Below are 23,766 nucleotides of genomic sequence, written 5' to 3'. Positions count from 1 at the left end.
AATAAAAAAGCCGGCTTAAGGCCGGCTCTTACATATTAGTTAGGTCTTTTATCAAAGAAGTATACTAAACTTACTAATTGTTGTTCATTATTATTAGCATCACAGCTCCAAGTATTATTACCTGTTAATGCTCCTGTATTATCAATTTCCCTTACATATCCCACATTTGCACCAATAGAGCCATCAATATTTGAATCTATCACTTTAGCAGCAAAACAAGGAATATTTTTTACCGCAATAACATTAAATGTTCCAACATTATCAATATATACACTTGCAGGATAAGTTATACCGTTAAATGCATTCGTTACATTTGTTCTTCTTTGAGGTGCATTTTGAGCTGCAGGTAATAACTGTGCAGCCTCAAGTGTAGCGACAGGAGCATCAAAATCACTGTTCTGATATGCAGTAGTAGGGGTTAATAATGCAGATGTTGGTGGGATATAATTTGCTCCGAAATTAGCTTGACTTGTAGCAAATGCTCCGGCATCTATTAATCCATCACCGTCTCCATCTCCTGCAAATCGTCCGTATCTGTCATAGAATGTATACTCCAGTGTAGCCCATCCTTTTACATCATTAAGCAACCTTTTTGCTTTGGCATTGTTGATGAGCTCCTGCCCTTTTAAAATAGCACCGAGAATGATACCGATGATAGCCAGTACAATTGCCAGTTCAATGAGTGTGAAACCCTTTTGTTGTTTCATTACACAACCTCCTTCAAAATTTATGGTTTATAATTAAATATGATATCATAAAGAAAAAAGTCAAGAGGTTTTTTATGAAAAAAATTTTAGCATTAACCGAAAAGATAGATGGAAGCTTTTTGGCAGTTTTTGTTAATAAAAAAGGAGATAAATTTAGATTTATAAAAAAAGATAATTTATCAGGAGAAGATATAAAGAAGATTCATCATAATATTTATGTGAGTTTTATAAATGATGATATTATAAATGATGTTGTATCTATCCCGAAAGTAAAAAATAAAAAAGTAATACCTGTATTAATCAAAAATAAATTAAAAGAGCAATTAAATCCTACTATTAAATATACCATTAAATTTTCTAAAATAGAAGATAAAGAAAAAGAGAGTATTTATTCCGTTTTTGCCTTAGATGAAAATTTTATTAGGAATAAATTAAAAGATTTACCAATTGGTAAAATAAATTTCGTTTCAATTTTTGCTTTTTCTTTATTACCTTTTTCTTATTTTATATACGGTGAAGAAGTTGTATTACATTTTTATATTTATGAAAATTATTTCATAGCTTTGCTGTCAAAAGGTAAAAATATCAAGTTTTTAAGAATTACCAAATTAGATAATCTGTCAGAAGTTGTAATTTATGAAAATATATCATTAACTTATCTCTATGTATCAAATAATATAGAAAAACCTAAAAACATTATATTTAGCAGTAGACATTTTAATGAAGGTATGATTTTTGAAAATTTTTTTAATACTTTTAAAACTCCATTTTGCATCATATATCCACCGAGATTTATTGAAAATATTTCTTATGAAGATTTTAATGATTTAACTTTAAATATAGGAACTCTCTATTTATCAAAAGATTATAATTTTCTACCGGAAAACATAAAGAAAGAAAGAAATTTTTTAAATCTATTAAGGAAACTATCTGTAGTTGGTATATCAATTTTATTACCACTTATATATATAGATTTCTTACAGATTCAAAAGATTTTAGATTTATATTTCAATATTCAGGAGAAAGAAAGAAGTATTAAATTAAAATTAAATATTGTAGAAGAAAAATCAAAAAATATTAATTTTGATTATATTTATAAATTAAGCCAGATTGAGGAAAAATATGAAAAACAGATAGAAAAAATAAATAAAGTTTTTCTTTTAGAAGAACTTATAAAAAAATACGGATATGATGAGATTAATATAGATATGGAAAAGTCAGAAATATCTTTAACAAAAAAACTTAAATTTAACAAATTAACAGAGTTTTATAATTTCAAACAAGAAATTGAGAACTTTAAACAAAACAATAAAAATCTGGATATTCAAATATCCGAAAACTTAGAAAATAAAGAGGTAAATTTAAATGTTAAAATTAAAAAGTAATATAAATCTTATCCTTTATTATTTAATCTTCATATTTGTAGGATTTGGATTATTAACATACAATATAACAGAAAACATAAATTCTGAGCTTGAAAATAGGTATCAATATTTAGAAGATACAGAAAGAAAAATAAGGGAAATAGATAAGAAAAAAGAGATTTTTGAAACAAAAATATTATACAAAACTAAGGATATAGCAATGAGAGATTTATTAGAAAAAGTAGATTTCTTTCAAAACAAATACAATGCTAAAATCAATGGTAATATAAAAGATAAAGACAAAATATTATCGGCAACCTTAACAATACAGGATTATAAATTTAAAAGTAAAGAAGATATAAATCAATTTTTCAAAGCAATTAATCAAAAATATATCTTTATCAATAAACTTAATATTAAAAATTCCGAAAAAGAAAGTAGTCTGTCAACAGAGATTAAAATTGAAGAGGTTTATAAGTAGTGAAATTGAAATTAAACAAAAAAAGATATTACTCTTTAATCGAGAAAAATTATTTAGAGAATATATTGGATAGCTTAAATCTGGAAAAAAATGATTATATAAAATTAATATCCGGATTTATAATAGTGGGAATTTTTTATTTTTCTTCAAATAAAATATATGATTTAATTAAAGATAGATTGATACCTTCTTCTAACTTAGATATAACTAAATATGAAACCATAATAAATATAAAGCCCTTTAAAGAAATATCATTTAATTACGAAAGATTTATAAAAATGGTAGATATTAAACCTGCTGAGCAAAAAGAAATAAATTTACCGCCTTTAACTGATTTGAAAAAACCAAATACCGGTTTTGTAGAAAAAAAATTGGAAGCTATATATATAGCTGAAGATAGTAAATTTGTAATAATTAATGGAAAAATTATGAAGGAAGGAGATAAATATATGGATTTTAAAGTTATTAAAATAATGAAAGATAGAGTATTAATAGAACAAAACGGAGAAACCAAATGGTTAAATTTAATAGATTAATCCTTGTTATCTTATTAGTTTCGTATATAGCATATGGGAAAGAAGAAGATGTTCTTGAAAATAAAATAATGTTATTGAATATACTAACGGAGTTAAAAGAAACAAAAGAAAAAAATAAAAAATTGGAAGAGAAACTTGAAGAACAAAAAAAAGCAGAAAAGCCTGTTCTGCCCAAGAAAAAATTATATACATTATCATTAGAAGATGCTCCTTTAAAAACCATTTTATATGCACTTACAAAAGATACAAATATAAATGTTATATTAGCTCCCGATATAGACCCTAATATTAAGATTACTGCAAATTTTAAAAATGTAACCTTTGAAGATGCTCTTGAAACAATATTAAAAATAGCAAATCTAAGCTATGAACAAAAAAATAATTTAATTTACATAAAATCAACAATGACAAAAACATTCAAAATACCTTATGTAAAATCCATATCAAATTATAGCTCAGATTTAGGTGGTGATGTTTTAGGTGGAACAGGAGGATCCGGTGGAGGAACTGGCGGTGGAACAGGAAGTGGAACAGGAACAACCAATTTAAAAGGAAAATTTTCTATTAACTATAAAGCAGAGGAAGATGTAAATGATTTATACAAACAGATAGAAGATAATCTATCATCTATCCTATCTGAAAAAGGTAAATATACATTAAATAAATTTTCAGGTATATTGATAGTAGAAGACAGAAGAGATAGAATAGAACTTATTGAAAAATTTTTGGAAAGTTTGAAAAAAGAGATAGAAAAACAAGTTCAGATAGAAGCAAAAATAGTAGAAGTATCTTTATCTGATTCTTATGCTTTTGGTATAGATTGGTCAGTTTTAACTAAAAATTTTCTCGGTACAGGAGCACAGGTTGTAGTATCACAAACACTTTCCCTTCCAAATTCAAATGCTTCTATAAATGTTGTTTCTTCTGACTTTAATGCTCTTTTAACTGCCTTAGCTCAGGTAGGAAAAGTTGAAACATTATCAAACCCAAGAATAAGAGTTATAAATGGACAATCTGCTCTCATATCCTCCGGAACCATAATTCCTTTCTGGGAGAAGGAGCTGAATGCAGTAGGTGGTACAGCAACAACCCAACCGATTACTACAGTAACATATACAAGAACAAATATATTAAGCGGTATTATGCTCGGAGTTACACCATACATAGATGATGATGGAGAAATCACATTAAATGTTGTTCCTGTTGCTACTAATATACAGGGAACAAAACAATTAACAGAAAATGGTCAAGTGGTAGCAGAGGCTCCTATTATAGCTGTAAAAGAAACCGGAACTGTAATTAAAGTAAAGGATGGAGATATAGTTATTATAGGAGGATTAATATCCAAAGAAAACAATGATACGGAAAACAAAGTGCCTGTGTTAGGAGATGTCCCTGGATTTGGAAATTTATTTAAACAAAAATCTGTTTCAAAGACAAGAAAAGAGCTTATAATTTTCTTAAAACCTACAATTATAAATAAAAAATCAGAGTAATAATGATGGAAAAAAAGCCAATAGGTGAATTATTAAAAGAATTCGGTTATATAAACGACGAACAAATAGCCATAGCATTAAAGGTTAAAGAGGTAGTTCCGAATAAACTTTTTGGTGAAATACTAAAAGAGTTATCTTTTGTATCATCTGCAGAAGTATCACAGGCTTTAGCATTACAAACAAAAAAAGAATTTATTAATCTTTTGGATGTTACTCCTCCTAAAGAAGTTTTAAAGTTAGTTCCAAAAGATATTGCTTTACAATTTGAAATTTTGCCAATTGATATTAAAGATAATAAACTTGTTTTAGCTGTAGCAGACCCGTTTAATTTAATAGCTTTTGATTTAATAAAAAGAAGAACAAATCTTGAACTTCAAATTTATGTTGCAGATAGAGATATGCTTTTAAAGAATATACAGTTATATTATTTCTTATTGGAAAATCCTATAGAAGATGAATTTAAAAAATTATTAAATCAAATTAAAGCCGGACAAATAAATATAGCTTTACCTAACTTGGTAGATAATATAATAAATGCAGGGATAATAAACAAAGCTTCTGATATACATATAGTACCGGAAAATTTAGCCACACATGTATTTTACAGAATAGATGGTGTATTACAACATTATTTTACTTTACCTTCTAATATACATCAAGGTGTAATATCAAGAATAAAAATACTTGCAGGATTAGATATAGCAGAACAAAGGCTTCCTCAAGATGGTTCTTTTAGCCATAAATTTTTAGATGAATACATTGATTTAAGGGTATCTACTGTTCCTACCGAATTCGGTGAGAATGCAGTACTTAGAATATTATCTAAGAATCTCTCCCTATTTAATTTAAGAAATTTAGGTTTGGAAGAATGGCAAGTTAGGATAATAGAAAGAAATCTTGAAAAACCCCAAGGTATATTTTTGCTTACCGGACCAACAGGCTCAGGTAAAACAACAACATTATATTCTTCTTTAAGAAAAATTAATGCTTTAAAAAGAAATATTATCACCGTAGAAGACCCAATTGAATACAAATTCCCATTTATCAAGCAAACAGAAGTAAATGAAAAAGCCGGTTATACATTTTCAAAAGCATTAAGAGCTTTTTTAAGACAGGATCCGGATGTTATTCTTCTTGGGGAGATGAGAGATGAAGAAACTGCAGAAATGGCAATAAGGGCAGCTATTACAGGACATTTAGTTCTATCCACAATACATACAAACAGTGCCGTCATGACCATTCCAAGATTACTTGATATGAAAATTAAACCTTATATGATTGCTTCTGCATTAAATATAATTATATCTCAAAGATTGGCAAGAAAAGTATGTAATTTTTGTAAAGAAAGAAAAGAAATAACAAAAAATGATTTAATAACCTTAGGATTTAATGAAGATGAAGTAAGCCGTATTATAGGTAATGTGGAAAGAGTTATATACTATGAAGGTAAAGGATGCGAGCATTGTAGAAATACGGGTTATTCCGGAAGAATTGTTGTTGCCGAAATTCTTGAAATTGATAGAGATTTAGCAGAAATGATAGAAAAAGAAGATACAATTTATGATATACAAAATAAAGCAATACAAAAAGGAATGAAAACCATAAGAGAAGTAGGATTATTAAAAGTTCTGAAAGGGATAACTACACCTCAAGAAATTATAAGGGTTACAGGTTAAAAAATTTAATGAGGCAAATATGAAAATATATATAGTAGAGGCTGTAGATACAGAAGGAAATATTATAAAAAAGATGGTGAAAGTAAACGATGAAACTGAAATAGAGCTTATATTAAAAGCTCAAAATCTTGAGATAATAGATATTAAACCGGTTCCTGTTTTTATTGAATATTTGATAAATTTTAATCCTTTTAAAAAGAAAAAAATCAAAAAACAGGAAATAATTGAGTTTTTGGAAAATCTTCATCTTGTTGTAAAATCTGGTATGCCTGTGGGAAGCGGAATAATGGATTTGGCAGAAACAAATGAAAATCCGGCTTTTAAAGATATTCTATTAGATATACATAGCAGAGTATTGAGCGGAACAGCTTTATCCGAAGCTTTTAAAGTTTATGAAAATATCTTTGGAAATGTTATTATTACCCTTATAAGAATAGGTGAAGAAACAGGTAATCTTGAAAAGGTTTTAAAAGATGGTGCAGAATATTTAAAAAGAATTGAGGATATAAAAGCTAAAACAAAACAGGCTTTAATTTATCCTACTTTTACATTTGTTGCTATGTCTTCTGCGATGATTTTCTGGCTTGTTTATGTTTTACCTAAATTGACAGAAGCTTTTAAAAATTTTAATATAGAACTTCCGGTTACTACTTTATTTTTAATCTGGCTTTCTGAAAAAACTCAAAAATATATATTAGATATAATAGCTTTTTTATTTTTCAGTTTTATTTTCCTAAAAATCGGCAGAAAGAGAAATGAGAAAATAAAATATATAACCGATAAAATTTTATTAAAACTTCCGATTTTTGGAATTATAATAACATATTTTAATTTTGCATTTATAGCTGAATATTTAAGACTTATGATAAAATCAGGAGTAAATATCACCCAATCTTTAAATATTTTAGGCGAATCCCTAAATAATGCAATCTTTAAAAAAGCTATAAAAGATGCTTCTGAAGACATTTATAACGGAGAGAGCATATCAAATGCATTTCAAAAACAACAGATGTTTTCTCCCATGATTATAAGAATGATATACATCGGTGAAAATACAGGACAATTAGAAGAACAGCTAAATTATATTTCTGATTATTACTATGGGAAAGTAAATTATATATCACAAAATATAGCAAAAATGATAGAGCCTATTTTAATCAGTATGATGGGTATTTTTATGTTAATAATAATACTTGGTCTATTGGGACCTATTTATAATCTTATATCTGTTGTAGGAAAAGGTTAAAAATTCTATAAGCTGCTTCTTCTTTTGAGTTTTCTTTTATCTCTATTTTTTTTCCATCTTTTGATATTAATATACCTTCATAAAAATCTCGTGAAAAGTTGGATAAATCATTTGCCACTATAAAATCAAGATTTTTTCTTTTTAATTTATCTATCGAATTTTGTAATATATTTTCACTTTCTGCTGCAAAACCTATCAATATTTGATTTTCTTTTTTTAATTTGCCTGTTTCTTTTAATATATCCGGATTTGGCTCTAAATTTAATGTAGTGCTTTCTTTATCTTTTTTTAATTTTTGATTTGATTTAATAGCTGGTCTAAAATCGGCTACCGCTGCATTCATTATGATTATATCAAAATTATTTATATTTTCCATAACTTTATTATACATCTCCAATGCAGATATAACATTAATTAAATTCACTCCATAAGGTTTTTTTAGATTTGTAGGTGCAGAAATAAGTAAAACTTCATCTGCTCCGAGTATATATGCCATTCTTGCAAGAGAGTAGCCCATCTGTCCGGAAGAAGCATTAGAAATATATCTAATTGGGTCAAAAAATTCTCTTGTTGCTCCGGCAGTTATTAATACTTTTTTTCCTTTTAATGGTTTTGGCATTATGCTATATAATATTACCGTTTCAATATCTTCTATATCTGCAAGTTTTCCTATTCCTTCTTCTTTGCAGGCAAGTAATCCTTCTGCCGGTTCTACAAATAGATGTCCCCTTTCTTTTAAAACTATAATATTTTCTTCCGTTGCTTTATTTTGATACATTTTTGTATTCATAGCCGGTGCTATTACAAGATTTTTGTCATAAGCCAAAGCGGTAGATGTTAAAAAATTATCAGTTAATCCGTATCTTATTTTGGCTATTGTGTTTGCAGAAGCAGGGGCTATAACGAAACTATCAGCCCACTTTGCATAACTGATATGTTCTAATCCGGTTTTTCCATCTTTCCAATCGGATAAAACCTCTTCACCGGTTAAAGCTCTAAATGTTAATTCTCCGACAAATTCTTTTGCAGAAGGAGTCATTATTACTTTTATATTTGCACCTTTCTTTTGAAGATACCTGACCAACTCACAAGCTTTATAAGAAGCTATAGAGCCAGATACTCCTACTAATATATTTTTTCCGTTTAATAACACTTTATTTCCAAACTCCTTTTATTTCGGTATTACATTTAGGGCATTTTCCATCTACAAGATGATTTTTTACATACTGTCCAACATAACCGGTTCTATCTATCACTTTAAATTTACAATTTGGACAATAAGTTGATTCTCTATCTTCATCAATAATGTTTCCTACATAAACATAATTTAATCCTTCTTCTTTACCTATTTCATAAGCTTCTTTCAGTTTTTCTATAGGTGTTGGTGGTTTATCAAGCATTTTATACATCGGGAAGAATCTTGATATATGCCAAGGAATATTTTTATCTATTGATGCTATAAATTTAGCTATATCTCTTAACTCTTCTTTTGAATCATTCTCTTCCGGAATAATCAAAGTAGTTATTTCTATCCATATTCCTTTTTTATAAGCATACTCTATAGCTTCCAATACAGGTTTCAATCTTGCCCCACATATTTCCCTATAAAATCTATCTGTAAAGGCTTTTAAATCTATATTTGAAGCATCTAAATAAGGAGCAATAATATCCAATGCTTCTTTTGTTTCATATCCACTACTTACAAAAACAGTTTTTATACCATTTTCCTTTGCTAATTTAAATGTATCATAAGCATATTCAAAAAGTATCACCGGTTCATTATAAGTAAATGCAATAGAAGGAATATTTTTTGTTTTTGCTATATTTACAATAGTTTCAGGCATTAATTCTATTCCAAATACTTTATAATTATGCTCCTTTGGATATTGTGAAATTTCCCAGTTTTGGCAAAATTTACAACTGAGATTGCATCCAACTGTTCCAACTGAAAATATTTCTGTTCCCGGTAAAAAATGAAATAGAGGCTTTTTTTCAACAGGGTCTATATTATATGCAGCTGCCGTTCCATAAACTGTTAAATATAAATTCCCATCTTTATTTACTCTTACACCACATTTTCCATACTCATTAATATCTAATACACATCTTTGAGAACATGCTTTACAAAGTATTTTATTTTCTTTTCTTTTTTCTGATAACCAAGCTAATGCTTCCACTTTTATAATAACCTATTTATTTTTAATGTATGTATAAAAATTGTGCAAAAATAGAAAAAAATCAACAATTCATTGATAATAATATAAATAAACATTAAAAATGAAGCTTTTAAAGAACAACCTCTCTTTAATCCACTATCACTAACCACTAACTATCAAACTATCTTACTTCTTACCTTTTTTCAATGCTTCTTTGAGATTTTTACCGGCTTTAAAAGATAATCCATATCTTTCCGGAATAACTTTTTCTTCTTTTGTTTTAGGATTTCTTCCTATTTTAGATTTTCTTTTTTTAATAATAAATGCTCCGAAACCGGAAATCATAACTTTTTTATTTTCTTCTGGCTCTGAAAGATACTCAGAAATTATATCAAAAGTGGCATTTACTAACTGGGAAATCTGTCTTTTTGATAAATCTACTTTTCCACTTTTATGGATAGCTTCAACTATATCAGCTCTTGTCATCTAAATTCTCCTTTTTTTCATAATATTTTTTATCTCTTTCATCAACAACAACATTATTCTTACTCCAATAAACCATAAGCCCTACAATCAATAAAGCAGCAATCCCAAAAATCACTATTGCTAATATTAATTCGGTGTTTTCATTCATCTTTATTCTCCAAATAGATGTTTTTATATTTTATATAATTTTGATAAGATTTTTCAAGATGCTTTATCTCTTCTTCTGTTAAATTTCTTACAAATTTTGCCGGAACTCCTGCCCATAAAGAATGGGGCTCTATCTTTTTATTTGGTGGGACTAATGCACCGGCTGCGACAATAGATTCTTTTCCAACAATTACTCCATCCATCACGGTAGCAGACATACCTATTAAAACCCTATCCTCAATTACGCATCCATGTAGCATAACATTATGTCCCACTGTTACTTCATTTCCTATGATTGTAGGATGTGTATCATGGGTAACATGTATAATCGTTCCATCTTGAATATTTGTTCTATCTCCTATCCTAATATAATTAACATCTCCTCTTATAACCACATTATACCAAATACTTGCATCTTTACCTATTTCCACATCTCCTATGATTACTGCATTTTCTGCTATAAAAGCTGTCTGGTCTATTTTCGGGTATTTTCCTTTATAACCTTTTATTATTGGCATTTTTCTTCCTCTTTTTTAAAAAGTTATATCCTATGAAAAAATATAAACCGGTTGCAAATCCCATAATTGATGCAACTGCTATAATTTCTATTATCTTACTCACCTCTGTATGTAGCTTTTCCGGTGGCAGTTTCCCAAAGGGTGACAGATACAACTTTTATATCTTCTTCCAGATTAGCTTCTTTTAGCTTTTGGGTGAGATAATCATAAAAATATTTTGCAAGGGCTTCGGCAGTAGGACAAAAATCAACTACCGTAAGTTTATAACATCCAAATAATTTTTGAAATTCCGGAAAAATAGGGTCATTTCTATCTATTATAAATGAATGGTCAAAAACATCATCTATAAGAGATTTTAGAGCCGATTTTATATGGTAAAAATCTACAACCATTTCTTGCTCATTCAAACTATCTGAACCAACAGTAACTTCTAAAACATAACTATGTCCGTGAAGGTTTATACATTTATTTTCAGGTATTTTTTCACCTGATAATTTTGCTCCTTTACCTCTTGATAAATCTTGCTTCCAGACCCTATGTCCTGCTTCAAATCTAAATATTTTAGTTATTTCATATTTCATTTTTAACCTCTTATAATAGCTCTATTTTATTTGCTTCAAAAACGGGTCCTTCGTAGCAAACCCTTATGTATGTGTCATTTTCTTTATCTTTTATAACGCAACCTATGCATATTCCTATACCGCAAGCCATTCTACTTTCAAGGGATAGATAACAAGGAATATTTAACTCTTTTGCTATCTTAGATACTGCTTTCATCATAGGAGTTGGTCCGCATACTGCAAAGGCTACATTTTCCATCCCTTCTGCAATCTCTTTCAAATCCTGTGTAACAAATCCCTTTTTTCCAAAACTTCCATCATCTGTATAATATTTAACATCAAAACTATTTTTATTAATCCATTCCATCATAGAAAGCTCTTCTTTTGTTCTTGCTCCGTATAAAGATATAAAATTTTTGCCTTTTTTTCTTAATTCTTTCATTAATAATGATAATCCGGCAAATCCTATTCCACCACCGACTATTATATAGTTATCATAATTTTCCGGAAAAAAGTTATTTCCAAGTGGTGCTAATATTGATATTTCTTCATTTTCTTTTCTTGATGTTAAAAAGGAAGTACCTTTTCCGTGGATATCATAAAATAATAAAATACTTTTATTTTCTATATCTGCTATTGCAAAAGCCCTTCTAAGTAATGGGTCAAAATAGTTGTTCGGTGTTGGTTTAATCATTGCAAAAGAAGCCGGTTTTGTGTTTTTTATAACTTCTTCTGGAACTTCTACCCTTAATAACCAAGTTTTACCGGATATATATCTATTTTCTAAAATCCTGCCTTGAATTTCAAATTTTTTTGCCATTATCTTATTTCTCATTTTCAAGATATTTGATAATCTGGGCTACATGTCCTTTTGCTTTTACATTTCTCCATGCTTTTTTTATTGTTCCATCTTTGGATATTAAAAATGTAGAGCGAATAACTCCTTCTGTTTCTTTTCCATACATCTTTTTCTTTCCGTAAGCCCCAAACATCTTCATCACTTCTTTATCTTTGTCAGATAAAAGTATAAAATTTAAATTATATTTTTCCTTAAATTTTTTATGGCTTTCTATACTATCCGGACTAACTCCTACAACTAAAACCTTATCAGATAAAATATTAAAATTATCCCTAAAATCACAGGCTTCTGTGGTACATCCGGGGGTATCATCTTTTGGATAAAAATACAGTATTATATCCTTGCCATTTTTTAATAAATCTTCAAGACAAAATCTTTTTTCATCTCCTTTTTCATCTATACCATCAAGGCAAAAATTTGGAACTTTATCTCCTTCATTTAGCATGATTAACTACCTCAAAAATTAGTTTATAATAATTATATAACAAAATAGAGGTTAAGAAAGGATGAAAATAGTTAGTGGAATGAGACCTACCGGCAAGCTTCATCTTGGACATTATTTAGGTGTTATTAAAAATTGGCTAATTTTACAAGAAAATAATGAATGTATGTTTTTTATAGCAGATTGGCATGCATTAACCAATAAATATAAAGATACTTCTGATTTAAAAGAAAATATATTTCAGATGATGATAGATTGGTTATCCTGTGGAATTGACCCACAAAAAGCGACAGTTTTTATCCAATCTGCAATAAAAGAGCATTCTGAACTTGCATTATTACTTGGAATGATTACACCAAAAAGCTGGCTTGAACTAAATCCTTCTTACAAAGATTTAAAATTTAATTTATTTTTCCAATATATCAGGGATTTTTTATATGGAAAAAATATAAAAATACAGGAAGAACAACTAAGAGAAATTGTTTATAAAGCGTTTTATCATAAAAAAGATGTAGATTTTGGATTAATGGAAGAAGAGCTAAAAAAAATCTCAAATGAAAAAGTTGCAAAAGAGATTGTAAATAATTTAGCAGAAGGTGAAATAGGAAAAGAGATAGATACTTTTGGATTTTTTGGTTATCCAGTATTGATGGCAGCAGATATTCTAATTTATAAGGCAGAAGCTGTGCCGGTTGGAGAAGACCAACTTCCTCATATAGAGATAACAAGAGAGATAGCAAGAAGATTTAATAGATTTTATAAAGAAGTATTTCCCGAGCCGAAAGCTTTACTTACACCACAATCAAAACTGCTCGGTATAGATGGAAGAAAAATGTCAAAATCTTACAATAATGCAATTTATCTTGCAGATACAGAAGAAGAACTTAATAAAAAAGTTTTATCAATGAAAACAGACCCAAGCAGAATAAGAAAAACCGATAAAGGAAATCCGGATATATGTAATGTATTTTCTTATCATAAATTATTTACCGATGAAGATATAGTAAAAGAGATAGATACATCTTGTAGAAATGCCCAAATAGGATGTATAGATTGCAAAAAAATCCTTGCAAAAAATTTAAATAAATTCTTAGAACCAATCAGAGAAAAAAGGGCTTTTTATGAAAAAAATAAAGAAGATTTGATAGATATATTTAAAGAAGGAAATAATAAAGCAAAAAAAGAAGCTTCTGAAAATATGCATCAAATCAGGAATGCTATGAATCTATGGATAGATTAAGTAGAAACAAAAGATATTTACATATTTTAAAGCTTTATTTGTATAACATTTTAGAAAATGAAAATAGCCCTTATAAACATATATATGATGTATTTGCTATAATTATAGTTATAACTTCTTCTTTATCTGTTATTACAAAAACGTTTTTTTCCCATATAGAAAGATTGCCACCGGATTTGGATAGATATTTGGATATTTATGAAGATTTTGCTTTATTTTTCTTTTTAATAGAGTATATTTTAAGATGGTGGGTTATTTCTGATTTTCTTACAGATTTTCAGGAAGAACTAAAAAATCATAAAAGGCATAATATAAGCGTATATTTATTAGCTTTTAAGAAAGCAATAATGCCGAAAATATTATGGATGATAAAACCTTCATCTATTATAGATTTATTAGCAATTTTACCGATACTAAGACCACTTCGTGCTTTTAGATTATTACTTGCCATAAGAATATTAAAGCTATTCAGATATTCTTCTGTATTTAAAAGTTTATTTCTTGCAATAAAAGAAGGTGGATTTTTAATATTTTTTATATTTAGCTTAATATTTTTGTTAATATTTGTATCTGCTATCTTTGCATATATTTTTGAGTATGATGCAGGAAATAAAGATTTTTCATCTTTTGCAGATGCAATATACTGGGCTATAATAACTTCAATGACCGTAGGATACGGAGATATTGTTCCTCAAACAGTCGAAGGAAGATTTATAGCTTCTTTTTTATCTATATCTGTTGTTATATTTGTATCTGGATTAACTGCTACATTTTCTGCTACATTTGTCCAAAGATTATTAATGCTTAAAGAAGGAGTAGTAAAGATGAGAGATTTAAAAAATCATATAGTGATATGTGGTTATAACGAAACATCAGAGGAGATATTAGAGCTTATACAACAATCTAAAATAGATAGGGAAAAAACGGTAGTATTGATAACAAATTATGATAAATCCCAGCTTGATATTGATTTATCAGGTTTTATCCTTTATAAAAAAGGAGATTTTGTAAATGAAAATATATTAATGGATGTTGCCATAGATAAAGCTTCCGATGTGGTTATTATCGCTGAAAAAGTGGAAAATCTATCAGATAGAAGTATAGATGCAAGAACTGCCCTTACTGCAATGTTGGTAAAAGATATAAATCCTACTGCAAGATTATATGTAGAAGTTTTACTTGATGAGAATGCAGAAATCTTTAAAAATAGATTGACAACAAAAGATATTCTTATTCATGGTCAGATAATAGGAAAAATGATGTTTGCAACATTATTAAATCCTGGGGCCACAACTTTAATAAAAACATTGATAGACCAAGAACTTGGAATAAAGAAAATAAAATTATCAGAAATAGGCAGTTTTGAAAAATTCAAAGAGCTTTTGGATTATGTAAGAACAAAAAATTATCTACCTATAGCAGTAGAAAGAAAAAAGAAAATAATATTAAATCCGCAAGATGATTTTATCCTTGAAAAAAATGATTATATATTTTTAATTCAAGGAGTTGAAACTGAGTGAAAAATATAATTATAACAAGGGCAAAAGAGCAGTTTGAAGAGATAAAGGATTTATTTTTAAAAAATGGTTTAAATCCTATTCCTTTTCCTACTATAAAGATAACACCTGCGGATTTTTCAATAAATGAAGATTTTGATATTTATATATTTACAAGTGCTAATGCAGTTAAATTTTTTCATAAAAAAATGCCTATCATAAAAAACAAAATGATAATAGCCGTTGGTTCTAAAACAGCAGAAAAGTTAAAAGAGCTTGGATATAAAGATATAATAATACCGGATTTATTTAGTGCAGAAGGTATTTTAGAATATATAAAAAATAACTATCTTGAAGATAAAAAAATTGCATTAATAAGAGCTTTAGAAGGCATAAATACCCTTACAGAAAATATAAAAAATATAAAATTAATACCGGTATATCAAACATCTTTAAATAAACCGGAAAATGCCAATCAAATAAAAGATATGATTTTAAATTCAAAAATAGATTATATTTTATTCACAAGCCCATCCACAATTGATGGATTTTTTTATACATTTGAAAATGAATCAATTGATTTATTAAAAAAAGTTAAAATAGCCGTAATCGGCAAAACCACAGAAAAAGCTTTAAACAAAAAAGGCTTAAAAGCAGATATAATACCGGAAAAATATACAATAGAAGAAGTTATAAAGAAAATGATTTAACGGAATATTAAGATTGGTGTAAGAATCTTAGTAAGATTTTATAAATTAAATTTATAATATTTTTATAAAGTATAAAATAATTTGATAATTTTAGTAAAATACTTTATATTATTTTACAATAAAAAACTAAAATTTTGGAGGATGTAAAATGTTAATCAAAAAAGAACATGCACTTGCCCTTTTAAATGTAAAATCTCAGGAAGAGAAAGGTCTTGCCTGCCAAATAGCAGTAAAAGCAGAAAGCGACCCCTATGTTGAGCTTGAACTTCAAAACTTACTTGAGCAAGGGAACAGTCCGGTTGAATTTGTATTAACATACTGGGGAAGAAATCTTGTTTATTTATTAGAAGAAATGATACAAAAAGGTTTAATCAGCCACCCTTCCCAATGGGATGAAAGATTTAGATGGATAGGTTCTGAAGTTATTGCAATGATAGAAGCATCTGTAAAAAGTGGAAATCTAACAGGCAATAAAGTGTTTAATGCATTAAAAGAAAGAGGATTTGCTCAAGAAGTTCACGAAGAGAAAAAAGGCTGGTTTAAAGAGCTAAATGAATATGGAAAATCTATTTATGAAATTTATAAAAATGCAAAACCAAGACTTGAAATTTCTAAAGAATTAGCTGAATATATCTCATCAATGGCTCCTGGTCCTGCAGAAACTAAATTTTTACCGGTTCACGGTAGAAATGTAGAAATAATGGAATCTATGAGATTAATATCTTTTTCTGTTCCAAATTCTGATGTTTATAACTTATCCGGACTTGGAGTTGCCGTTCAAAAAACAGTTCAAACTATGGTACCTGCATTAGATACTGTAATAAATGAAGATTATATGTATGCACTTATAAAGCTTTTAGATAGAGGAATGGATAGTTTAACAGACCAAGAAAAAGAAGTATTGGAAGAACTTGCTTTTATAGATAATGAAGGCAATATTTTACCTGCCGGAGAGCATTTAGTTGAAGTTTATAAGCTATGGAAAGAAGGAGATTATAAACCTATAAAAACATTTAACCTTGAAACTTTAGATGAAGAATTACTCCTTGGAATAGAAAAAATATGGCAAAAAAATAAAGAAAATTCTGAAATAGTTCCAACAGATAAAGAAATAGTCCACTATTTAATGGAAAAACCTTTAAAAGATTATAAACATTTAAAAGAATGGTATGGCAGAATGATAAATCAATCTATGGGCTATCAAAAGAAAGAAGAGCTTAAGAAAAAATGGGCTGAGCTTTTCACAATTGAAGACCTATTTAAACATTTCTGGGAAAAAGGAAATGAATGGTATGAAAAACTTTTTGATACCGTAAAAGAATCTTTATATTCATTGGAAGCATTTAATCTTATAAAATCAGAAATTGATGAAAAAACAGGAAAAACAGTTTATAAATTTACTCCTTACGGAGAGCAAGTTTTAAAAGATATTAAAGAAAAAGGAGTTAGAGAAATTACCTCTACTGCTGTTAAGGCTATTAGCATATCTGAAACAGAGTTTGGTGCTCCAAATTATGAGTGGTATCAGCAGGCAGTAAATAAACATCTTGTAGGTGAAGGATATCCTACAAAATCAGGACAGCTTTATAAAGACCTTGCTTATAACATTAAAAGAATTCCTCATGTTTCAAGATTTGAGCTTATGGTTCTTCACAAAATACCTGAATATGGAATGTTTTTAGATGAGCTTTTTAATGAGTTTGATGAAACATTAAAAGAAGAAGTTCAGTATGCAGTAAATAAATTAGAAGCAAGATATATACTTGATATATTGCCAAATGATGGAATTATTTTAACAGAAGCAGGGAAATTAATTAAAAAAGCTCTTTCTGGAGTTCCGGAAGGTATAGCAAATCCAATCAACCCTGCAATAGTTAAAATACTTGAAGCTATTAAACAGGTAGGAAATCTTTATGTAAAAGAGAAAAGAGTTAGAACTCTTCCTAAAAACTGGGAAGAAGCAATAAGACTTTCAGGTTTTGATAAAGAAACATTTGAGAAGGAAATTGCCGTTGCAAGACTTGCAGGATTCATTGGAAGAACTTCACTCCATGAATCTGCTCTTGAAATACTTGAAGCTTATGAACTTTTAAATAAATAAAAATAAGGGGGCTTTATGCCCCTACTTAATAAAAGTAAGTATTTATGGTTATCAGAAAATGGCAAAAATCAAAATTAAAGTTTAGTTGTTACTGAAAAAACAATAACAATTAAATTTTATATTCTGTACAATATGTTTTTTTGTTTTTGAAATGAATTTAAGAAAAAATTATAGTTTCAATTATATCAAGGATTTTTTCTAACTGATTTTTGGGAAGTTTCCCTTTGAAAACTACCTGACATTTTGAGGTAATAGGAACTGCATAACACATTCCGGTATTTTTATTAAAAACGTAATGGCTTACTACAATAGCGTATCTGTTTCCTTTTTGCTCATGCCTTAATGAAGGATCAAAGTTAAGGTAGATTATATCACCTTTTTCCGGAATATAATCTACCATATCTCTTTTCCTACTTGTCCCCAGTTGTATTCTTCATTTTCTTCATATTTTTCCTTAAATAATTTGTTTATGTCTAATTTAGATTTTCTTTTTTTCTTTACCGGAACAATTATCAGTTTTTCATCTTCAATCCTAATTTCAACTTCATCTCCTATATCTAAACCTAATTTTTTTAGATAATTCTTAGGTATTCTTATTCCTTGTGAATTTCCCCATTTATTAATTGTAATCATATACTAAACTCCTAAATTTGAAATTTGTATATATAAGTATATATATAAATTTTTTATTTTCAAACGCTAATTCGGAAATTTAGAAATGCTATACTATGCAATATTTACAATATCTAATTTATCTTTATATTTTTCAAGCATATATTGTTTTAGAAGTGGGAAGTTTGTTAATTCAGGGTCTTGTTTTATTAGATTTTCTGCTTCTTTTATGGCATCTTCCATTAAGATTAAATCAATAGGTCTTTCTAAATCAACTATTGAAAAATCTATATTTTTACCGGATTGGGCTGTGCCGGCTATATCACCTGCACCTCTTAATCTTAAATCTTCTTCTGCTATTTTAAATCCATCATTAGTTCTAACTAATATCTTTAATCTTTCTAAGGTTTTTAATCTTGATGGTTCAGTAGCATTTTTAAATTCATCAGGAACCATTAAAAAACAAAATCCCTCATACTGACCTCTCCCTACCCTACCTCTTAGCTGGTGAATTTGAGATAATCCAAATCTGTGAGCTTCTTCAATAACCATTACAGAAGCATTTGGAACATCTACTCCTACCTCTATTACTGTTGTGGATACAAGAATATGGGCTTCTTTTGCCAAGAAAGCTCTCATTATCCTATCTTTTTCTTCCTGTTTCATCTTTCCGTGAAGTAAAAAAGCTTCTTTATCAGGAAAAGCCTCTTTCCAATGTTTATATCCTTCCATTGCAGATTTTAAATCTGATTTTTCTGATTCTTCTATAAGTGGATATATTACAAATACCTGTCTTCCTTTTTCTATCTCTTCCCTTACTTTTTTATAAAGATAATTTCTTTCACTTTCAAATAATATTGCTGTTTTTACCGGTTTTCTTCCTTTTGGAAGTTCATCTATTATTGATTTATCAAGGTCTCCAAAATATGCAAGAGCCATTGTCCTTGGTATAGGGGTAGCAGTCATAACCATTGTATGTGGATATTTATGGCTTTTATCTGTTAGTCTTTTTCTTTGTTCTACACCAAATCTATGTTGTTCATCTATTATTACAAATGCAAGATTTTTAAATTCTACATCATCTTCTATTAATGCATGGGTTCCTATAACAATATCAACCTTTCCATCTTTTATATCTTGATATATCTCTTTTTTTTCTTTTTGAGATAAGCTTCCTGTAAGTAATTTTATATTTAAATTAAATTTCTGTAAAAAATTTACAAAATTTTTATAATGCTGATTTGCAAGAATTTCTGTAGGTGCCATTACAGCTACTTGATAACCATTTTTTGCTACCATCAATGCAGATAAAGCAGCAATAACGGTTTTTCCGCTTCCAACATCTCCCTGCACCAATCTATTCATAGGAAAATCTCTTGATAAATCATCAAGAATTTCTTTTAATACTCTCTTTTGGGCATTTGTTAGCTCAAATGGTAAAGATTTTATAGCCTCTTCCAATAAATCCAAATCTATCTTTATTTTATAAGAAGGCTCTTTTTGGATATGGTATTTTTTATATTTTTGTGCAAGTTGAAGTATAAATAATTCTTGAAAAATTAACCTTTTCTGATAATCTGTTTCAAAATCATTTAGTTTATCTATATTTTCATTTTCAGGTGGTTTATGTATATTTTTTATACTTTCTGAAATATCCGGAAAACCATATTTTTCTAATATATAAGATGGTAAAATATCAGGATAGTAATCAGCATATTTTTGTGAAATTTTTATTAAAGCTCTTCTTAGATGATTTAAAGTTTGGGAAGTTATTTTTATATTGCTATCTCCTCTTAAAGAATATACCCCAAATATTCCTTCAAAATCTTCATTTAAAAGCTCCGGTTGAAGTATAGATTTTTCTTTGCCATAAACCTTAACTTTTCCGAAAATTTTTACTACTTTATCTTTTCTGAAAAAAGTAAATAAAAATGGTTTATCATGGAAAAAATATAAAGAAAATCTATTTCCTTTTTGTTCTACAACTACCTCAACCTTTATTTTTCCTTTGTTTATCTTTTTTGTTTCTATTACTTTACATTCAAATGTTCCGGTTTCTCCATCTTTTACTTTTTGAATATCTTTTAATCTTCTATCTTCATATCTTTTTGGAATATAGAAAAAAGCATCTTCTGCATTTTTTATTCCAACTTTTTTTAATGCTCTTTTTTCAATTGGTTTTAACTCTTTAAATTCTGTTATCTGTCTAAATCTTTCTATCGGCAGTTTTTTTATATCTTTTTTTTCTTGCTGTTTTAGAGTTTTTTTATTTAAGATTAAATCTATGTAATCATTTACCATTTTTAAAATGGCTCTTTTTTTTGCCGGAGATAAACCATCAATATATTGCAAATCTTCATATAAATCTTTTGGCAAAACTCCATAAATCAAATCATTTAATGTATTTGATAGACCTTTTACCCTTGAAAGTAAAATATCATCATAAGATAAAGTTTTTTCTATTATTTGCTTAGCTTTCTGAAGATTTTCCATGTTGGTTTATAAACTCTTTTAGCTCTTCTACAAATTGGACAGGGTCATGTCCGTAATTTATTGCAGCAATTTGCAATCTTTCGTGGGTTTTACATTGGCATATATTACAATACATATTTTTTGATTCAAAAAATTTTCTCGTAAAAGGATATTTTCTCAAAACAGCTCCAATTGTTGTATCTAAATCAATATTCATTTCAATCCTCCTTCTTTAATAAAACTACTGCCATACAGGATGCCCCTTTATTTTCTCCGATGGCATCAAGCTTTTCATTTGTTTTTGCTTTTAAAAATATCTGATTTTTAGATATATTTAATATCTTTGCCGTATTCTCTCTGATTTTTTCCCTATAAGGAAGTAGCTTAGGTTTTTCTATAACTATAACTGCATCTATATTTAATATATTATATTTCTCTTTTTTCATTAGTCTATATGCTTCTTGTAGAAATATTTTACTATCTGCATTTTTCCATCTTTCATCTTTATCCGGAAATAGTTCTCCTATATCACCTAAGCATAATGCTCCAAGAATTGCATCTGTTAAAGCATGAAAAAATATATCACCATCTGAATGGGCTAAAAAACCTTTTTCTGATGGTATCTCTATACCGCCTATTATTAACTTTCTTCCTTCTTCTAACCGGTGTATATCAAACCCAATGCCTATCCTAAGCACCTATAAAACCTGCTAATTTTGTTTATGTTATAATTTTATCAGGTACCCTTATAGATAGTAAAAGGTAATCAAATGTAATCAAAAGATTATAAAAAGTTATATCCTTCTACTATCTTGCAGAGTACCCGATTTTGCCTACTACCCGTTATTTGCAGTATTTCCACTACAAAATCACGGGATACTTGTAATAAATCTTTTAATTTTAATTTAACCGGTCTTGATAATTTATCAATTAATAGTTTAGTGTTATTTATTAGTGGCATAGCCACTTTTCTTAATATGTTATAACTTCCTACTGCATCTGCATTAAATACTTTGTTTGTTATAAAATCCTTAAATAATCCCCTTTTTATTCTTTTACCATTATAAAGAGTATTTAATTGTTCCTTTAACTCTTTTTCCTTTTCTTTTAACTGATTTAATTCTTCTTCTGATAAATCGGTATTCTTTAGTTCTCTTTTTACCTTTAAATATTCCTCTCCAATTTCTAAAACTTCATTTAAATTAGCAAATGGTGATGTTTTGCTTGTGAATTCTTCTGATATTTCTTCAACTTCTATTCCATACTCTTCAAGTTTGTATTTTAGCATATCTATTATTTTTCTAAATGGTATACTAACAAAATGTTGATTTGTTTTATTCCCTAAATCTATGCCATCTTTACTACTCATTGCTCCATTGCCTATTATTACCTTTTTATGTCCGGTTTCATATAGATAATCTGCTATTTTTCTTGTTATTTGATGGAAAATATTATTTAAATATCTTTCTCTGAATGCCGATAGTTGTTTTTGTTTATTTATTAGTGTTTTTATCTGTAATTTTAGATTATCTATATTTAAACCATCTTTTGATAGTTTATTTATTTGATTTTGCAGTAAATCTATTTCTGATTGTATTTTTGCTTTTTCTTTGTTAAACCATTGATTGAACGATTTTATTTCTTTACCACCGACTATTAGAGTTCTTAAACTTGGATTATTGCTAAATATTGTTAATAGATTATTTAATCCTAAATCTATTCCTGCTATATATTGTTTTTCTGTTTCAGGAATTTTTATTTTCTTTGTATAAACTACATCAATATATGCATCAGTTCCTATGGTTTTTATTCTTATTGATTTTATTTTTTCTCTATCTATATATTCAGGTAATTTAACTTTTATATATCTTGAATTCTCATCATCAAATGTTAATCTAACTAAGATATATCTACCATCTATAATTTCAAATGAATTAGAGTTAAGTTCAACAGTAAAAGATATAATATCCTTTAATTTCTTAGCTTTTGGTGGTCTTGGTTTTCCTCTGAATTTGTTAGGTTTTTTAGTATATTCATTCAAAGACTTAAAATAACTATTGTAATCACTTATATATTGCCTGATTACCGATTGAATTACATGGACATTTTTTACACTGTCTTTTTGTTGTTTTAGTTTAACTATAAACTCTTTTAATTCTTGAACTTTATCAATGTTTTGTAAAATATCATTATATTCCTGCAATTTTTCTTCTTTAGATTTTTTAATATTACCATTTTCATCTTTTGTATCTCTCGGTCTATACGGTTTATCGGATAGCAGATTAAATAAATAGCTTTCGTTTAAAACAATGTATCCATAGTTTTTATAATAAATTTGGTTAAATATGATAAGTAGATTTCTAAATTGCATCAACTTATATTGTAAATCTGATATTCTCTCTTTTTTCTGTTTTCCACTTATCCTAATGCTTAATGCTCTTTTATAGGATTTCATTTATAA

General features: G+C 28.0%; 26 protein-coding genes. 10 read left to right on the top strand and 16 right to left on the bottom strand.

Annotated features, from left to right (window positions below):
* Nucleotides 1–35: 35 nt before the first annotated feature.
* Nucleotides 36–707 (bottom strand): prepilin-type N-terminal cleavage/methylation domain-containing protein, encoded by a 672-nt coding sequence (locus tag QOR43_RS00650; RefSeq protein ID WP_265133582.1) that lies wholly within the window; start codon nucleotides 705–707, stop codon nucleotides 36–38.
* Nucleotides 708–781: 74 nt separating this feature from the next.
* On the opposite strand from QOR43_RS00650, the gene QOR43_RS00645 reads away from it, so the two are divergent.
* From QOR43_RS00645 to QOR43_RS00620, 6 genes are read left to right on the top strand one after another with little or no spacing between them, the layout of a single operon-like run.
* A complete protein-coding gene (locus tag QOR43_RS00645) occupies nucleotides 782–2,092 on the top strand; it encodes a hypothetical protein (RefSeq protein ID WP_265133581.1) in 1,311 nt (436 codons plus the stop codon).
* On the top strand, nucleotides 2,073–2,552 hold the full coding sequence (locus QOR43_RS00640) for a hypothetical protein (protein ID WP_265133580.1): 480 nt from the start codon (nucleotides 2,073–2,075) through the stop codon (nucleotides 2,550–2,552). The genes QOR43_RS00645 and QOR43_RS00640 overlap by 20 nt, the downstream gene beginning before the upstream one ends.
* On the top strand, nucleotides 2,552–3,088 hold the full coding sequence (locus QOR43_RS00635) for a hypothetical protein (RefSeq protein ID WP_265133579.1): 537 nt from the start codon (nucleotides 2,552–2,554) through the stop codon (nucleotides 3,086–3,088). Before QOR43_RS00640 ends, QOR43_RS00635 begins: the two co-directional genes overlap by 1 nt.
* The gene (locus QOR43_RS00630) at nucleotides 3,067–4,584 is read left to right on the top strand and encodes a secretin and TonB N-terminal domain-containing protein (RefSeq protein WP_265133578.1); all 1,518 of its coding nucleotides are present in this window, start codon (nucleotides 3,067–3,069) and stop codon (nucleotides 4,582–4,584) included. The genes QOR43_RS00635 and QOR43_RS00630 overlap by 22 nt, the downstream gene beginning before the upstream one ends.
* 5 nt (nucleotides 4,585–4,589) lie before the next feature.
* Nucleotides 4,590–6,260, top strand: coding sequence for a GspE/PulE family protein (locus tag QOR43_RS00625; protein WP_283571395.1), 1,671 nt, complete (start codon nucleotides 4,590–4,592; stop codon nucleotides 6,258–6,260).
* A gap of 19 nt (nucleotides 6,261–6,279) precedes the next feature.
* Nucleotides 6,280–7,506, top strand: coding sequence for a type II secretion system F family protein (locus tag QOR43_RS00620; protein ID WP_265133576.1), 1,227 nt, complete (start codon nucleotides 6,280–6,282; stop codon nucleotides 7,504–7,506).
* On the opposite strand, the gene coaBC is transcribed toward QOR43_RS00620, so the two are convergent.
* From coaBC to bcp, 9 genes are all read right to left on the bottom strand, one after another.
* Entirely contained in the window at nucleotides 7,481–8,659 is a 1,179-nt protein-coding gene (gene coaBC / locus QOR43_RS00615; protein WP_265133575.1) for a bifunctional phosphopantothenoylcysteine decarboxylase/phosphopantothenate--cysteine ligase CoaBC, read from the bottom strand. The genes QOR43_RS00620 and coaBC overlap by 26 nt on opposite strands.
* A gap of 1 nt (nucleotide 8,660) precedes the next feature.
* Nucleotides 8,661–9,683, bottom strand: a complete 1,023-nt coding sequence (gene amrS, locus QOR43_RS00610; RefSeq protein ID WP_265133574.1) for an AmmeMemoRadiSam system radical SAM enzyme — start codon at nucleotides 9,681–9,683, stop codon at nucleotides 8,661–8,663.
* A 165-nt stretch (nucleotides 9,684–9,848) separates the two neighbouring features.
* On the bottom strand, nucleotides 9,849–10,148 hold the full coding sequence (locus QOR43_RS00605) for an HU family DNA-binding protein (protein ID WP_265133573.1): 300 nt from the start codon (nucleotides 10,146–10,148) through the stop codon (nucleotides 9,849–9,851).
* Nucleotides 10,135–10,296: a hypothetical protein gene (locus QOR43_RS00600; protein ID WP_265133572.1), complete on the bottom strand. Its 162-nt coding sequence runs from the start codon at nucleotides 10,294–10,296 to the stop codon at nucleotides 10,135–10,137. Before QOR43_RS00600 ends, QOR43_RS00605 begins: the two co-directional genes overlap by 14 nt.
* Nucleotides 10,289–10,813, bottom strand: a complete 525-nt coding sequence (locus QOR43_RS00595) for a gamma carbonic anhydrase family protein (RefSeq protein WP_265133571.1) — start codon at nucleotides 10,811–10,813, stop codon at nucleotides 10,289–10,291. The genes QOR43_RS00600 and QOR43_RS00595 overlap by 8 nt, the downstream gene beginning before the upstream one ends.
* On the bottom strand, nucleotides 10,791–10,916 hold the full coding sequence (locus tag QOR43_RS00590) for a hypothetical protein (RefSeq protein ID WP_265133570.1): 126 nt from the start codon (nucleotides 10,914–10,916) through the stop codon (nucleotides 10,791–10,793). Before QOR43_RS00590 ends, QOR43_RS00595 begins: the two co-directional genes overlap by 23 nt.
* Nucleotides 10,909–11,394 carry a 6-pyruvoyl trahydropterin synthase family protein gene (locus QOR43_RS00585; RefSeq protein ID WP_265133569.1) on the bottom strand — a complete coding sequence of 162 codons (486 nt, stop codon included), beginning with the start codon at nucleotides 11,392–11,394 and terminating at the stop codon, nucleotides 10,909–10,911. Before QOR43_RS00585 ends, QOR43_RS00590 begins: the two co-directional genes overlap by 8 nt.
* 10 nt (nucleotides 11,395–11,404) lie before the next feature.
* Complete coding sequence (locus tag QOR43_RS00580) at nucleotides 11,405–12,193, bottom strand: dihydroorotate dehydrogenase electron transfer subunit (protein WP_265133567.1); 789 nt, start codon at nucleotides 12,191–12,193, stop codon at nucleotides 11,405–11,407.
* A 4-nt stretch (nucleotides 12,194–12,197) separates the two neighbouring features.
* Nucleotides 12,198–12,677: a thioredoxin-dependent thiol peroxidase gene (gene bcp, locus QOR43_RS00575; RefSeq protein WP_265133566.1), complete on the bottom strand. Its 480-nt coding sequence runs from the start codon at nucleotides 12,675–12,677 to the stop codon at nucleotides 12,198–12,200.
* Between the two features lie 61 nt (nucleotides 12,678–12,738).
* Here bcp and trpS point away from each other — a divergent pair, with 61 nt between their 5' ends.
* The 4 genes from trpS (at nucleotide 12,739) to QOR43_RS00555 (ending at nucleotide 18,221) form a co-directional block, all read left to right on the top strand.
* The gene (gene trpS / locus QOR43_RS00570) at nucleotides 12,739–13,914 is read left to right on the top strand and encodes a tryptophan--tRNA ligase (RefSeq protein ID WP_265133565.1); all 1,176 of its coding nucleotides are present in this window, start codon (nucleotides 12,739–12,741) and stop codon (nucleotides 13,912–13,914) included.
* Complete coding sequence (locus QOR43_RS00565) at nucleotides 13,902–15,434, top strand: ion transporter (protein ID WP_265133564.1); 1,533 nt, start codon at nucleotides 13,902–13,904, stop codon at nucleotides 15,432–15,434. The genes trpS and QOR43_RS00565 overlap by 13 nt, the downstream gene beginning before the upstream one ends.
* Nucleotides 15,431–16,120 carry a uroporphyrinogen-III synthase gene (locus QOR43_RS00560; RefSeq protein ID WP_265133563.1) on the top strand — a complete coding sequence of 230 codons (690 nt, stop codon included), beginning with the start codon at nucleotides 15,431–15,433 and terminating at the stop codon, nucleotides 16,118–16,120. Before QOR43_RS00565 ends, QOR43_RS00560 begins: the two co-directional genes overlap by 4 nt.
* Nucleotides 16,121–16,268: 148 nt before the next feature.
* Nucleotides 16,269–18,221: a DUF505 domain-containing protein gene (locus QOR43_RS00555; protein ID WP_265133562.1), complete on the top strand. Its 1,953-nt coding sequence runs from the start codon at nucleotides 16,269–16,271 to the stop codon at nucleotides 18,219–18,221.
* Nucleotides 18,222–18,378: 157 nt separating this feature from the next.
* On the opposite strand, the gene QOR43_RS00550 is transcribed toward QOR43_RS00555, so the two are convergent.
* From QOR43_RS00550 to QOR43_RS00525, 6 genes are all read right to left on the bottom strand, one after another.
* Complete coding sequence (locus QOR43_RS00550; RefSeq protein ID WP_265133561.1) at nucleotides 18,379–18,621, bottom strand: type II toxin-antitoxin system PemK/MazF family toxin; 243 nt, start codon at nucleotides 18,619–18,621, stop codon at nucleotides 18,379–18,381.
* Nucleotides 18,615–18,854, bottom strand: a complete 240-nt coding sequence (locus QOR43_RS00545) for an AbrB/MazE/SpoVT family DNA-binding domain-containing protein (RefSeq protein ID WP_265133560.1) — start codon at nucleotides 18,852–18,854, stop codon at nucleotides 18,615–18,617. The genes QOR43_RS00550 and QOR43_RS00545 overlap by 7 nt, the downstream gene beginning before the upstream one ends.
* A 93-nt stretch (nucleotides 18,855–18,947) precedes the next feature.
* Nucleotides 18,948–21,326 carry an ATP-dependent DNA helicase RecG gene (gene recG / locus QOR43_RS00540; protein WP_265133559.1) on the bottom strand — a complete coding sequence of 793 codons (2,379 nt, stop codon included), beginning with the start codon at nucleotides 21,324–21,326 and terminating at the stop codon, nucleotides 18,948–18,950.
* Nucleotides 21,304–21,522: a DUF1858 domain-containing protein gene (locus tag QOR43_RS00535; protein ID WP_265133558.1), complete on the bottom strand. Its 219-nt coding sequence runs from the start codon at nucleotides 21,520–21,522 to the stop codon at nucleotides 21,304–21,306. The genes recG and QOR43_RS00535 overlap by 23 nt, the downstream gene beginning before the upstream one ends.
* A gap of 1 nt (nucleotide 21,523) precedes the next feature.
* Nucleotides 21,524–22,003, bottom strand: coding sequence for a 2-C-methyl-D-erythritol 2,4-cyclodiphosphate synthase (gene ispF, locus QOR43_RS00530; protein ID WP_265133557.1), 480 nt, complete (start codon nucleotides 22,001–22,003; stop codon nucleotides 21,524–21,526).
* Between the two features lie 86 nt (nucleotides 22,004–22,089).
* A complete protein-coding gene (locus QOR43_RS00525; protein WP_265133556.1) occupies nucleotides 22,090–23,760 on the bottom strand; it encodes a transposase in 1,671 nt (556 codons plus the stop codon).
* Between the last annotated feature and the right edge of the window lie 6 nt (nucleotides 23,761–23,766).

The sequence above is a fragment of the Venenivibrio stagnispumantis genome (assembly GCF_900182795.1).
Classification (GTDB): domain Bacteria; phylum Aquificota; class Aquificia; order Aquificales; family Hydrogenothermaceae; genus Venenivibrio; species Venenivibrio stagnispumantis.
The sequence above is the reverse complement of the archived record's forward strand: the minus strand, read 5'-3'. Positions and strand labels throughout refer to the sequence as shown.